The sequence below is a fragment of the Haematospirillum sp. H1815 genome, assembly GCF_012102705.1.
In the GTDB taxonomy this organism is placed as follows: Bacteria; Pseudomonadota; Alphaproteobacteria; order Rhodospirillales; family Rhodospirillaceae; genus Haematospirillum.
Genome location: NZ_JAAVTA010000002.1, coordinates 121478 through 135545, shown reverse-complemented (window position 1 = coordinate 135545; position 14068 = coordinate 121478). Strand labels below are relative to the sequence as shown.

Below are 14068 nucleotides of genomic sequence, written 5' to 3'. Positions count from 1 at the left end.
CTATATCACGCAGGTCCGGCTGCGGGGCAAGAGATACTCTGTGCCATGACGAAGAAACACGACGCCCGCAACCAACCCGTTTGTTTAGCGGGGCAGGGCCGGGATTTGTGTTATTGCCAGGTTGATATCGGCTACCAGGTCATCAAGGAAGGTATCGGCGCTGCCCGGCGATGTTCTGACGGCGGGAGGAATGCCGGTCTTTTGATAGGCCGTGCCGTCGCTGGCCAGGAAGCGGGTTGCGCTGAGGGTGCCACGCCAGTTGTTGGGAAGAACCCAGTCATGGGATTCGGCCAGCTCGCCACGGGTGTTGTCCCCGACAAGGGTAATTCCAGGGACATCATGCATGGCCAGAACAGCGGCTTCGGCGGCTCCTGCTGTCAGGTCGCTGATCAGGACGGCGACGGGCGCGGACCAGCTGCTGCGCAGGCTGGGTGTTACGTAAATTTCCTCTGCATCGGTTAGTCCGGCCTGCGGGCTTGCCGGGGCAACCAGAAACGCAACACGCGTGGCATCTGTAAAGCGGCTGGCCAGTTCCAGTCCCGTCGACAATCCTCCTCCGGTGGAGAAGCGTAGGTCCAAAACCAGTCTTGGTGCTGTTTTCAGATCATCAAGGGCTTCGCTCAGGGCATTGATCAGGACCTGCGTGTTTCTAACGGCCCCTGATTCCTCGGACAAGCCTTCCAGGTCAAGAACCCCAAGCCAGGCCGATCCATCGTCCAGTTTTCCCCTTACAATGCGTCCCCGGGCACTGAAGACAGCCTTTCCGCCCAGCATGGTGCGGTTCATATGGGCAATAAACGCCCCGCGCAAGGCTTCCAGGCTGGTTGCATCACTTGTATCACCGGATGCACCCCCCGCTTGTTTCCACAGGCTCAGCATCGTGCCCGCTGATGACGGGGCAGCTTCACAGAGTACCCCGTCAGGGCGGACCATGGTGCCCAGGTCGTCGCCGCTTTCGACCAAGGCTGTGCACAGGCGGGTAAAAAGTTCCGAACCATGTATGCTGGCTGTGGGCAGGTTTTCCAGAATGGCTGCGGCCTGTTCCTTCAGGTTGGGGCTTTCCTCGGAACGGTTGGAATTGGCCAGCAGCATCAAGAAGACCATGGTATTGAGATCAGGAGTCAGGGTTGTTCCCCGTGCCGGCTCCATCACTGATCGGTCCTTGATACGGCGCACGGTATCATCATCAGCCAGCTGGTAACGTACGGGAACCAGATCCCCCCCCTTGGTGATCATCAGCTCATCGGCGCCCTGCCGTGAAATAACGGAAGCATCGCGGCGCAGGTCATCAACCATACCCCGCTTGCGGATCAGGGTTGTGGGGCCGGTCATCTGATAGACCGTGTAATAGGGTGCCTCCACCCACAGGACATCGGGCCGGTTGCTGGCTTTCCAAATCCCGTCCAGCGAGACCGGAGCTGCGGCACGCACCTGTTGTTCTGTCCAGACCAGGACAAGAAGAAGTACGGCAAGGCCGCACAGTACTGGAATAATCCTCGGCATGGTCTTTTCTGGTTTCCTTGGCTTCTAGCCTGCCTAGAATTCTGGAAGAACTTGGCCGCGGGCGCCAGCACAAAAAAACACGGTCCCAGAGGAGCCGTGTTTTTTCAGAGGCAACAACCTTAAAGCATGAGATCAGGCTGAGGCTGCGAAGAGAGGGGTGCGGTTGGGCACAAGATCTTCTTCTGTCATGGCAATCTCTTCCCATGCTGAAGGATCAGCCAGAAGGGCTTTGACCAAGCCAGTGTTCAGTGCGTGGCTGGACTTCAGGCCGCTGTAATGACCCAGCAGGGGCCGGCCGGCAAGGGCCAGGTCACCGATGGCATCAAGAGCTTTGTGACGGGCGAACTCGTTGCCGTAACGCAGACCACCATCGTTCAGGACATCGGCCCCGTTGACCACAACGGCGTTGTCCAGGGACCCACCCAGCGCCAGCCCCATGTCACGCATTTTCGGCAGATCTTCGATCAGGCAGAACGTACGGGCGCGTGACAGGGCAGCCTTGAAAGATGTTTTTGTTACGTCCAGCGAGCAGGACTGACGCCCAATGGCCGCTGCAGGGAAATCAACGGTAAAGTCGATGCTGAAGCCTCGCCCCGGGTGCAGGGATGCTTCGGCCCCATGTGCGCTGACGCTTACAGGCTTGAGAACCCGTATGGCCCGGCGCGGGGCATCCTGCTCCACGATCCCGGCGCATTCTGTCAGGAAGACAAAGGGGGCGGCGCTACCATCCATTGCCGGTACTTCCGGGCCATTGATCTGGATTTCCACGTTGTCTACCTGCATGGCGACCAGTGCGGCCATCAGGTGTTCAATCGTTGCCACGGTATTGCCTGCAGTGTCACCGATAACCGTGCACAGGCGGGAATCCCGGACATGATCGCTGTTTGCAGGGATTACGGCTGCGCTGCCTGCGATATCCGTGCGGCGGAAAACGATACCCGTATCCGGGGCGGCAGGTGCCAGCGTTATGCGGGTCTTGATGCCGCTGTGCAGCCCGATACCTGTGCAGGATATGGTACTTTTGAGTGTTCTCTGTCGCAACAGGGATGACGACGAGACGGCCCCTTTCCCTCCGGCACGACGGGACACCCGCTTGGTGTCAACCGCATGGGGGGCAACAGAGGTGTCAGCCAGTCCATCAAACATCATCAGTACAATCCGATTCCACAGGGCACAATCTGAACAAGATACAAAGTGCATCCGGCCTATAGAGGCGGGCCATCAAACTTTTTAACCGGTAAAGGCTTAGCAACCCGGAGACAACAGGGCAAATCAATGATTGTTGCGAAATGTTTCATCCCGGGCGCCCCGGGGCGGGATATTTTGATTGCAGTGCGTGTATTCTTCTTCTCAAGCGTGCAGTCTAGTCCTGCATAACGCGTTGCCAAATATATGAAAAAAGGGGAGAGCCGAAGCTCTCCCTGTCAGGTTGGCACGTTTCTGCCACATCAGGCAAACGGTACTATGCACCGGGCCTTTTGTGGGTGAAGCAATCCAGCACAAAAGCCACTAGTTGGCCTGGCGGCGCAGGAACGCCGGAATTTCCAGCTCATCTTCCTCACGCCGGGTTACCGGCATGGCCTGTGCTGCTACAGGGGCAGCTGCCGCCGGGTGAGCCTCGACATGGGCTTCGGCCGGGGCCATTTCATCCCGATGTGCCAGGCGGCTGAGCCGGGCAAACAGGTTGTTGCGTGGTGCGCTGGCCGGGGCTGTACGCTCTTCTGCATATAGAACGGGTTCCACCGCCGCAGCCGGAGCTACCGCCGCAGCTTGGGCATGAGCCGCCGCACCAGAGGTATAGCCATGCTGCTGTGGCATCTGATACGCCAAGGGGTCATGGCTTGCGGACTGTGCAGGAATAAAGGTATCGGCCTCTCTTCTGGGTGGCATCTGGGCTGTTGCACTGACAGAAACCTGTGCGGGCATGGCCTGATACGAAGGTTGCGCTGTCGTCTGGGCTGCCTGCACCGGAACCGGTATCGGTGATTGGACCGCTGCAGGGTTGGCATGAGCCGGTGCGGCAAAGGCGGGTGGGGCATGAACAGGCGCAGGTTCCGGAACACGGGGAGCCTGCACAACCTGAACCATCTGGGGCTGCGGCTGTTGCTGGACAGCCGGCCGCATTGGTGCGGCTTGAGGCAGGCAGGCCGCTTCGCTGTTGATGCCTGTCGCAACAACAGAAACACGCATGGTGCCTTCCATGCTTGGATCAAAGCACGAGCCGAAGATGATATGCGCTTCACCTTCCACTTCGTCGCGGATGCGGTTTGCGGCTTCATCAACTTCGAACAGGGTCACGTCCATGCCGGTTGTGATGTTGATCAGAACACCCCGTGCCCCCTTCATGCAGGTATCTTCCAGCAGGGGGTTGGCAATGGCAGCCTCGGCGGCGTCCAGTGCGCGCCGCTCCCCTGTGGCTTCGCCGGTTCCCATCATGGCACGCCCCATGTCGCTCATGACGGTGCGCACGTCGGCAAAGTCAAGGTTGATCAGGCCAGGCAGGATCATCAGGTCGGTGATGGAGCGCACGCCCTGGTGAAGAACGTTGTCTGCCATCTTGAATGCATCGGCAAAAGTGGTTTTCTCGTTGGCAACCCGGAACAGGTTCTGGTTCGGGATGATGATCAGGGTATCAACGTACTGCGACAGATCTTCGATACCGCTTTCGGCAAGCCGCATGCGGTTGGCGCCTTCGAACTGGAACGGCTTGGTCACGACACCAACGGTCAGAATGCCCATCTCGCGGGCTACCCTGGCAATGACGGGTGCAGCACCGGTTCCGGTCCCACCGCCCATGCCGGCGGTGATGAACACCATGTTCGATCCCTGGATTTCTGCAGCGATCTGCTCGACCGTTTCTTCGGCGGCAGCCCGTCCCACTTCCGGACGTGCACCGGCTCCCAGTCCCTGGGTCGTGGTTTCCCCCAACTGAATGCGGCGGTTGGTCCGCGCCATGGTCAGGGCTTGTGCATCTGTATTGGAAACGACAAAGTCAACACCTTGCAGATTGTCTGCAATCATGTTGTTGACCGCGTTGCCGCCGGCACCACCAACGCCAACAACCGTGATGTGGGGTTTGAGCAGGGGCTCACCCTGTTGTGGAACAGTGAGGTTTATCATATCGTGGGCCTCCGGGCTTGATCGCTTCTGCTTCTGTTCAGTGCCTTTGACGAAAGTGCGGATGCGGTACTGATACCGTTCTTGATCCCGCTACATTATGTCAGGTTTCTGTTTTACGTATCTTGACATTCCTTGGTACATAATCCTGAGCCACGTTGGAAGAGGCCCGGCGCTTTTTCCTAAAGATTTTCTTTCAGCCATCCAAAGACACGACCGATTCCGCGACTGGGGCGCGCGTTTCTTTCCACCAATCCGGCCATGTCGGCATCGGCGGGTGCGGTCCGGAATGCCTGGTCGCGTATGGCGTAACGCAGCAATCCGGCACAGGCGGAAAATGCGGGACCAAGAGCGTTCTCGGGGACCCCCCGGATCCGTCGCGGCCGTCCAAGGCGCACCTGTTTGTCAAGCACCAGCTCGGCCATTTCACGCAGTCCCTGCAACTGGCTTGCACCACCTGTCAGCACGACCCGTCGACCTGCTGCATGCAGCATTCCTGCCGTGGACAGCCGTGCGCGGACCAGTTCAAATGTTTCCTCGATCCGGGGTCTGATGATACGGACCAGTTCGGAGCGCGGAATTTCCTGGGCGCCTGCGTCTTCGTCTTCGCCGACTTGCGGAACCTTCAGCAGTTCCCGTGCATCGGCCGGTGCGCTGTGAACCGTGCCCCAGACGGTTTTCAGGCGCTCTGCCATTCCGGCCGGTGTTGACAGGCCACGGGCGATGTCATTGGTGACATGATGCCCGCCAACCGGTACGACATCGGCAAAGACAGGGTGTCCATCCAGAAATACAGAGATGCTTGTTGTCCCGCCGCCCATGTCGATGACGGTTACGCCCATCTCTTTTTCGTCATCCACGGTGCAGGCCACAGCAGAGGCATGGGCACTTGCCGTGCGGCTTTCAATGCGCAGATGACAACGATCGATGACATTGGCCAGGTTACGCAGGGCACCGCCACCCGCAGCAACCATGTGAATGCGCACGCCCAGGCGATCGCCATACATGCCGCGTGGATCAACAATGCCGTCGGTCCCGTCAATGGTGTAACCCGTCGGGATGCAGTGGATCAGCTCCCGGTCGCCACCTTCGGCCAAAAGGAACTGGTGCCCCTGTTCCAGGATGCGGCGTACATCGTTGTCGCGGATGGCGTGACCGGCAACAGAGACCTCTGCATCCACATTGCGGCAGTGCAGGCCTCCGCCAGTGACATTGATGCAAACATCCCCAACGCGGACGCCGGCTGTTTGTTCAGCTGCATCAACCGCAGCGCGGACAGATTCTTCCAGCTGGGCCATATCCGCAACCTGTCCGTTGCGCATACCGCGTGACCGATGATGCCCCACGCCCAGCACCCGCAGGTCACCATTTTCATCCGCTGTTGCAACAAAGCAGGCAACTTTTGTCGTGCCCACGTCAAGAGCAGTAACAGGATCATTACGTTGGCGGTTTCTTGCCATTATATACTGTAGTCTCCGTGCACTCTGTTATGTGTTTATCTGTTTTTTTGTTTTAGTAACGTCAGGCATTCCGTGCCGGACCGGTTGCCGGCAGTGCGGGGGGCCGGGTACGCCCCTTGCCCGCAGGTGTGCTGCGTGTCTGCGTGGTTGGTGCGGCACGTACGATCATACGATCCAGGACACGCAGGTCGATCATTTCCAGCCCACGTTCCAGAAGTTTCTGCTCACGGTCCATGGCAGCCAGTCGCGACAGGGCCGTGCCGGTATCAAATTCAGGCAGCTTGACTTCTGTGCCTCCCTCGCCGACAGCATCAATCCACAAATCCCAGCGCCGGGATCCAACCCGGACCGCTGCCCGGACCCGCTGCATGATATCGGGTTCTGCGGACAAAAGGGTCAACAGGTCGCTGACAGCATCGGGCGCACCCCGACCGGCAATCAGGGGCAGATGGCTGTATTCCGGCAACATGGGGCCGATGACGCTGCCGTCTGCATCGACCATCCGGAAATCACTTCCGTTCTGCCACAGGGCAATGGGTGTTTTTTCCACCAGCGTGATGTGGAGTTCATCGGGCAGGTGCCGTTCAACAGTCGCCAGCCGGACCCATGGCAACTGTTCAAGCCGTGTCCGGACGGTTGCCGGATCCAGCTCCAGAAGCGGCGCACCCCGCGGCAGGTCCACGGCACCGAGCAGGTCATCCGGGTCTGTGCGCCCCCGTCCGGTTACGGTAATCTGGCGCAGCTTTATGCCGGCGTCTGCGCTTATATCCATCAGGCCGTCCAGCGTTACATCGCGCAACATGTTCTGCGTCCATGCGATGGCACCAGACATCCAGGCCGCCATGACCAAGGCCGTGGTCATGGTACCTGCTGCCAGCCATTTTCGGGCCCGGGTACCGGGTAGGGAGATCAGAAAGGGGATGGCCATGGTCATGTGTCGCATTGCGCATTCTCCACCATCCAGGCGCAGAGGTCGGGAAACGAAATCCCGGACAGGGCAGCCTGCTCTGGCACCAGTGATGTGGGTGTCATACCGGGTTGGGTATTGACCTCCAGAATCACCAGCCGTTTTCCATCATACCTGAAATCCGCGCGCGATACGCCCCGGCATCCCAGGATATGATGGGCCACGACAGCAAGACGCTGTACTTCGGCGTATATATCGGCAGGCAGGTTGGCGGGCAAGGTATGCGCAGACCCACCCGCCGCGTACTTGGCATCGTAGTCATAGAAACTGTGGCTGGTTGTGATCTCGGTAACCCCCAGGGCATGGTGCCCCATGACGGCTGTTGTCAGTTCACGCCCGGGGATGAACTCTTCTGCCATGACGCGTTCGCCATAAGGCCAGTGGGTGGCAAAAGGCCGTGGGGTTTTTGTGTCGGTGATGATTGCAACACCGACTGATGAACCTTCGTTGTGCGGTTTGACAACATAGGGAACCGGAATGGGATCGCCCGCGATCAAGTCCTCCCGCGTGACAATCTTTTCCCGTGCGACGGCGATGCCGGCACTGGCACACAATTTCTTTGCCATTGGCTTGTCCATGGCCAAGGCACTGGCCATCAAACCCGAGTGGGTGTAGGGCACGCCAAGAACATTCAGCATGCCCTGGATGCAGCCATCCTCGCCGTAACGCCCGTGCAGGGCATTGAACACAACATCCGGGCTGGTTTGTTCCAGATGATGCAGCAAGGCCCCGACATTGCGTGAGACGTCCACCGCCTGCACGGCATAACCAACACTTTCCAGGGCCCTGACAGCGGCAGCTCCCGAGCTGAGAGAAACCTCCCGCTCTGCCGAGAAACCCCCCATCAGGACAGTCACCTTCCTGTGGCGCCGGTTTGCGCGCAGCCGTGTAACCTCTTCGACGGCTGCGGCATTGACAGGTTGTGCGGCTGTTGTGCTGGTGAAGTCCAGGTTCATGATCTGTCTCCGGCAGGCGTCCGTTTTTCGACCCCAATACGACGAATTTCCCAACGCAGTTCCACACCGAACCTGGTCCAGACCTTATGCCTGACAATGTCTCCCAGTTCTTCGAGGTCACGTGCCGTGGCACTGCCGGTATTGATCAGGAAATTGCAGTGTTTCTCCGAGACCTGTGCCCCGCCATGGCGCAAGCCACGGCAGCCGGCGCGATCAATCAATTCCCATGCCTTGTGGCCGTCCGGGTTGGCAAATGTGGAGCCGCCGGTTCGGGTCCGGACTGGCTGTGTGTCTTCGCGGGATTGCGCGATCTCGTCCATCCGCGACTGGATGGCCTGGCTGGAGCCCGGTGTTCCCCGGAGTGTGGCATGGGTAAAGATCCAGGTATCCGGAACCGCGCAGTGGCGATAGGACAGTCCCATGGCCTCCCGGTCCAAGGTGTGAGAGTGCCCGCTGCGGTCGATGGCGGTGGCGGACAGCAGGATATCGGCCATTTCGCATCCATAGGCCCCGGCATTCATGCGCAGGGCACCGCCAAGGGTTCCGGGGATACCGCTCAGGAATTCCAGACCGGACAAACCCTGTGTGGCCGCAAAGCGGGCAACATGAACATCCAAGGCTGCCGCGCCGGCCTTCAGGATGTGCTCCTCGCTGGATACGACAGCGGAAAATCCCCGTCCCAACCGGATGGTGACCCCCGGAATGCCGCCATCCCGTACAAGAAGGTTGGAGCCGACACCGATAACGGTTACGGGAACATCGTCTGGCAGCACGGACAGGAAATGCGCCAGATCCGCATCATCCTCAGGCTTGAAAACAATATCGGCCAAGCCACCAACCTGGAACCATGTAACCCGTGACAGATCGTAATCGGCACGAAGCTGTCCGCGAACCCCGTCCATCAGGGGGCGCAGGCGCTCCAGCAGATGGGTTCCGGCTGTTCGGGTCATGGTTCGTGCGCTTTCCGTCATCAGGCTGTTACTTTCCCGGCCGAGGTGGACAGGGCATCAAGTTCGCGGGGTAGGGCCTGTGCCCACGTTGTAATATTGCCGGCCCCAAGGCATACAACAAGATCGCCCGGTGCGGTCAGGGACTTGACCAGCGATGCCAGATGTTCTGGTCCTTCAAGGGCATGGACGCTGCGGTGTCCGTGATCGCGCAGGCCGTTGACCAGAGCCATGCGGTCAACGCCTTCGATGGGTGCCTCTCCGGCTGCATAGACGTCGGCGACAATGACTTCCTCTGCTTCATTGAAGCAGGTGCAGAATCCTTCGAACAAGTCCCTCAGGCGTGAATAGCGATGCGGCTGCACCACAGCAATCACACGTCCACGTGTTGCCTGGCGTGCGGCCTTCAGAACGGCAGCAATTTCCACCGGATGGTGTCCGTAGTCATCAATGACGGTGACCCCGTCACTTTCGCCTGTACGCGTAAACCGGCGTTTGACGCCACCGAACGTGACCAAGGCCCGGCGGATGATGTCATCCGTCAGCCCCATGCGCACCCCGACAGCAACAGTTGCCAGGGCATTTTGCACATTGTGCTCCCCGAACATGGGAAGGCGGATATTCTCGATCGTACGTGATGCGTGAGGATCGCCATTTCTTACCACGGCATCAAAGCGGGCCCCGTTGACACCGCCCTCAACATTGATCCCCTGTATCTCGGCCTGCGGGCTGAAGCCATAGGTTACAATGCGCCGGTCTGCCACCCGGGCGATCAGGGTCTGCACCTCCGGGTGATCAATGCACAGGGCGGCAAAGCCATAAAACGGGATGTTGGTGACAAAGGTGTGGAACGCGTCCTGAAGCCGTTCGAAACGGCCATAGTGGTCCATATGCTCGGGGTCGATGTTGGTCACCACGCAAATCGTTGCGGGCAGCTTGGTAAAGGTGCCATCAGATTCATCAGCCTCTACAACCATCCAGTCACCCGTGCCCAAGCGGGCATTCGTACCCCAGACATTGATGATACCGCCGTTGATCACGGTTGGATCCATGGCGGCTGTGTCCAGCAAGGCGGCAATCAGGCTGGTGGTTGTGGTTTTGCCGTGTGTGCCGCCAACAGCAATGGCCCACTTCAGGCGCATCAGTTCGGCCAGCATTTCAGCGCGGCGTACGATTGGAAGATGGCGTGTGCGTGCGGCTTCGATTTCCGGATTGGCAGGCTGGATCGCCGAAGAGACGACAACAACCTTTGCATCCCCCAGATTTGCGGCATCGTGACCGATGGAAATCGGGATATTCATCGCCCGCAGTCTTTGAACGTTTGCATTCTCGGCAACATCCGATCCCTGAACAGCGTATCCCAGGTTATGCATGATCTCGGCAATACCGGACATGCCGATGCCGCCGATGCCGGTGAAGTGAAGGGGGCCAATATCAAGGGGAATCGCACGCATGGTCAGGCAGTCTCCGGGGTACAGGCAAGGTTCTCGACCGCATCGCCCAGGCGGACAACAGCATCCGGTATGGACCACGCGCCGGCGTGCCGTGCCATGGCAGCCAGATGCTCGGGGGCGGACAGAAGATGCACAAGGGTATGGGTCAGGGTCGAGGGTGTAAAGGAATCCTGGGGTATGACCGTCGCGCCACCGGCGATTTCTACAGCCCGTGCATTTGCCGTTTGGTGATCATCGGCTGCCGCGCCATAGGGGATCAGAACAGAAGGCCGGCCGGCGACGGTTACCTCGGCAACGGTCGAGGCACCGGCGCGCGCGATCAGCAGGTGTGCGCGTGCCAGACGTTCAGGCACATCATCAAAGAAAGAGTTGACCGTTGCCGCAATGCCGGCACGGCCATAGTCATGGCGGGCACGCTCCAGATCTTCAGGCCTTGCCTGATGGCTGACGGTAATGCGCGTGCGTATGGCATCGGGCAGGGAGGCAAGGGCTGCGGGAACAACATCGGTCAGGATGCGAGCGCCCTGGCTGCCACCCAAGACCAGAAGTTCAACGGGGCCATCGGGGCCCGGTGGTATATAGGGGGTTCCTGCAATGTCCTGTATGCCACTCCGGACCGGCATGCCAACACGGATTGCCGGAACCTGTGGTGGCAGGAAGCGGATCGCGTCATAAACAGTGGCAACAGCCTGAACCCGTTTTGCAAACAGGCGGTTGGCCCGCCCCAGAACGGCATTTTGCTCGTGAATCAGAACCGGGATACCAAGCTGTGTGCCTGCAGCTATGGCTGGAACCGATGCATAGCCGCCAAACCCGACAACGGCCTTGGGGCGTATTTGCTGCAGGATGCGCCGGGCTTGCCAGGTTCCACGCAGCAGAGCAGCAAGGGCGGCGATGCGGGCCAGGGGGCTTTGCCCCAGAACCTGGGCCGATGACACCCCGAATGTTTCGACCTGCCCCAGAGTTCCCCCATAGGCGCACCCGCGTTGGTCGGTGATCAAGGTCAGGGACCAACCCCGCTTTGACAGTTCTGTAGCCAGCGCCTCGGCCGGGAACACGTGCCCGCCTGTGCCCCCGGCCGCAAGCACAATGTGCCCACGGGATGTTACCTGTCCATTCATGGCAGTATTCCCCCCGGGCCAAGGGCAAGATGGCGTCGGGTCAGTGCCAGAACCATGCCCATCCCCAAGGCCAATCCCAGCATGGATGACCCCCCGTAGGACACAAAAGGCATGGTCATCCCTTTTGTTGGCATCATATGCAGGCTGGAAGCCATGTTGATAATGGCCTGAAGGCCAAACTGAACGGCCAGCCCGCCGACAGAGATCAGGACAAAGAGGCTGTTGCCCTGCAGGGTTCGGCTCATGGCACGTAGTACGAGAACCGCGAACAGTCCCACGATCAACAGGCACAACAGAACCCCGAATTCTTCCCCGGCAACAGCAAAGATAAAGTCTGTGTGGGAATCCGGAAGCTGCTCCTTGACCCGTCCTTCCCCGGGGCCACGGCCAAAAATACCACCGTTGCGAAAGGCCTGAAGTGCTTTCTCGATCTGGTAGGTATCCCCGCCGTCCGGATTCAGGAACCGGTCAACGCGGCTTTGTACGTGCGGAAAGATCAAATAGGCCCCTGCCGCCCCGCCAAGACTGACCGCAACCAGCAGGAAAACCCAGAACAAGGACAGCCCGGCCAGGAAAAATTGTGTGCTCCACATGGCGGTGACAACCATAGCTTGCCCGAAATCAGGCTGGATCAACAGCAGGCCGACAACAACAAGGAACAGGGCACTGGCAACCCGGAACCCTGGAAACGCTTCGGATGTTCGGCCTTCGGCAAACATCCACCCGGCAACGATGGCAAAGGTTGGCTTGAGAAACTCGGACGGCTGGATCGACAGGCCACCCAGATGGATCCAGCGTGTTGCGCCCTTGATTTCCACCCCGCTGAACGGTGCCACGATCATCAGGGCCACCGATGCAAGAAAGCCCGCGAGGGCCACACGACGGACCCAGCGCGGCGAAAGCAGCGACACCGCAAACATAAGGCCCACGGCCAGGGGAAGGAATACAAACTGGCGCCGGACAAAGTGGAACGGTTCGGCATGGATGCGTCCTGCGGCGGCCGGTCCGGCTGCCATCAGCAGGATAGCCCCGATGATGACCAGCAGCAGTGTAACCGTTAACAAAACCCTGTCCACGGTCCACCACCAACGGCCGATAATCGATGTGTCGGTACGGGTGAACTGAAGAAGGGTCATGTTGCCTCTTCTCCTTCGGGTACGTCCTCGGACTCTTCTTCGGCCAGTTCCTGAACAATCCGGCGGAAGACCTCGCCCCGGTGCTCGAAGTTCCGGAACTGGTCAAAGGATGCGCAGGCCGGGGAGAACAGGACCACATCGCCGTGGTCGGCAATTTCGTCTGCACGTTCAACCGCATTCTGTAGGTCGGAGCACTTGGTCCAGGGCACATCCTGCCCCAGCTCCTGTGCAAGCAGGTCTTGAGCCTCTCCAATCAGAAAGGCATGGCGAATGCGTGGAAACAGTGGGCGCAGGGCCTGAATGCCGCCTTCTTTTGCCTGCCCGCCGGCGATCCACAGAACACGGTCGTAGCAGGCCAAGGCGCGGGCTGTGGCTTCGGCATTGGTTGCCTTGCTGTCGTTGATGAAGGGTACGCCCTCTATGTCCTCGACCAGCTCCAGCCTGTGTGGAAGGCCGGGGAAGGTGCGCAGCGCTTCTATGATAACGGGGACGGCAACACCCCGTGCCCTGGCTGCGGCAAAAGCGCAGGCAATATTCTGTCCGTTGTGGATCCCCGGTAGGCGCTTCAGCGGACGCAGGTCACAGATTTCAACGGGCGTGCCTTCGCTGGCATCGAACAGGATGCCGTCGGCAACAAAGATACCACCGGTGACCGCCCGTCCCGTACGTACGGGAATGACATTATGCAGGGCGTGCCGTGATACCGTTTCGTAAATGCGGGCGCTGTCGGGGTCATCAACGCCGATAATGCTGGTGGCATGGGCGGGCTGATCAGCAAAGATCCTTGTCTTGGCACGGACGTAACCATCCATGTCGCCATGGCGATCCAGATGATCGGGGCTGATATTCAGCCATACGGCCACGTTTGCCTTCAGGTGCGGCATCAACTCCAGCTGATAGCTTGAAAGTTCCAGGACGTAGGTTCCCCGCCAGTCCATGTCTGGCAGGTCCATGGCCGGAACCCCGATGTTGCCACCAACAGCAACGGGAAGCCCAGCCTGTTCCAGGATATGACCAATCAGGGCCGTGGTTGTGGATTTTCCGTTTGTACCGGTGATGGCAATGACAAAGGCGTCTGTTCGTGCCTCGCACAAAAGATCAACGTCGCACACCAGGGGAATGCCCATGCGGCGTGCCAGCAGTGCCGCCGGGTGGGGAGAGGGCAGGACACTTGGAATACCCGGACTCCAGATAACGGATTTCAGGCCAACCCAGTTTTTCTCTGATGGCTCGGCAATGGAAATACCCATGCGTGCGGCTTTGTTGCGGGATTCGGGATTGTCATCCCACGCCAGCACCGTTGCTCCGACAGCCTGTAGAGCACGCGCCGCTGACAGCCCGGACTTGCCCAGTCCCAGGATGGCGACGCGACTTTTCAGGTAATGCAGCGCTGGGTGCATTCGCCGG

General features: G+C 59.6%; 11 protein-coding genes. All 11 read right to left on the bottom strand.

The window, feature by feature from the left end; translation table 11 throughout:
- Nucleotides 1-84: 84 nt before the first annotated feature.
- Nucleotides 85-1503, bottom strand: coding sequence for a S41 family peptidase (locus tag HEQ60_RS02945; RefSeq protein ID WP_168069342.1), 1419 nt, complete (start codon nt 1501-1503; stop codon nt 85-87).
- Between the two features lie 132 nt (nt 1504-1635).
- Complete coding sequence (gene lpxC, locus HEQ60_RS02940) at nt 1636-2652, bottom strand: UDP-3-O-acyl-N-acetylglucosamine deacetylase (RefSeq protein WP_245183727.1); 1017 nt, start codon at nt 2650-2652, stop codon at nt 1636-1638.
- 360 nt (nt 2653-3012) lie between these two features.
- Nucleotides 3013-4623 carry a cell division protein FtsZ gene (gene ftsZ / locus HEQ60_RS02935; protein WP_168069340.1) on the bottom strand — a complete coding sequence of 537 codons (1611 nt, stop codon included), beginning with the start codon at nt 4621-4623 and terminating at the stop codon, nt 3013-3015.
- A 179-nt stretch (nt 4624-4802) separates the two neighbouring features.
- Complete coding sequence (gene ftsA / locus HEQ60_RS02930; protein ID WP_168069338.1) at nt 4803-6080, bottom strand: cell division protein FtsA; 1278 nt, start codon at nt 6078-6080, stop codon at nt 4803-4805.
- Between the two features lie 61 nt (nt 6081-6141).
- The gene (locus HEQ60_RS02925; protein WP_168069336.1) at nt 6142-7023 is read right to left on the bottom strand and encodes a cell division protein FtsQ/DivIB; all 882 of its coding nucleotides are present in this window, start codon (nt 7021-7023) and stop codon (nt 6142-6144) included.
- Entirely contained in the window at nt 7011-8003 is a 993-nt protein-coding gene (locus HEQ60_RS02920; RefSeq protein WP_168069334.1) for a D-alanine--D-alanine ligase, read from the bottom strand. Before HEQ60_RS02920 ends, HEQ60_RS02925 begins: the two co-directional genes overlap by 13 nt.
- A complete protein-coding gene (gene murB / locus HEQ60_RS02915) occupies nt 8000-8953 on the bottom strand; it encodes a UDP-N-acetylmuramate dehydrogenase (RefSeq protein WP_416046627.1) in 954 nt (317 codons plus the stop codon). Before murB ends, HEQ60_RS02920 begins: the two co-directional genes overlap by 4 nt.
- A 20-nt stretch (nt 8954-8973) precedes the next feature.
- On the bottom strand, nt 8974-10404 hold the full coding sequence (gene murC, locus HEQ60_RS02910; RefSeq protein ID WP_168069330.1) for a UDP-N-acetylmuramate--L-alanine ligase: 1431 nt from the start codon (nt 10402-10404) through the stop codon (nt 8974-8976).
- A gap of 2 nt (nt 10405-10406) precedes the next feature.
- A complete protein-coding gene (murG, locus tag HEQ60_RS02905; RefSeq protein ID WP_168069328.1) occupies nt 10407-11525 on the bottom strand; it encodes an undecaprenyldiphospho-muramoylpentapeptide beta-N-acetylglucosaminyltransferase in 1119 nt (372 codons plus the stop codon).
- Nucleotides 11522-12661 (bottom strand): FtsW/RodA/SpoVE family cell cycle protein, encoded by a 1140-nt coding sequence (locus HEQ60_RS02900; protein WP_168069326.1) that lies wholly within the window; start codon nt 12659-12661, stop codon nt 11522-11524. Before HEQ60_RS02900 ends, murG begins: the two co-directional genes overlap by 4 nt.
- The gene (gene murD / locus HEQ60_RS02895; RefSeq protein WP_168069324.1) at nt 12658-14061 is read right to left on the bottom strand and encodes a UDP-N-acetylmuramoyl-L-alanine--D-glutamate ligase; all 1404 of its coding nucleotides are present in this window, start codon (nt 14059-14061) and stop codon (nt 12658-12660) included. Before murD ends, HEQ60_RS02900 begins: the two co-directional genes overlap by 4 nt.
- Nucleotides 14062-14068 lie beyond the last annotated feature (7 nt).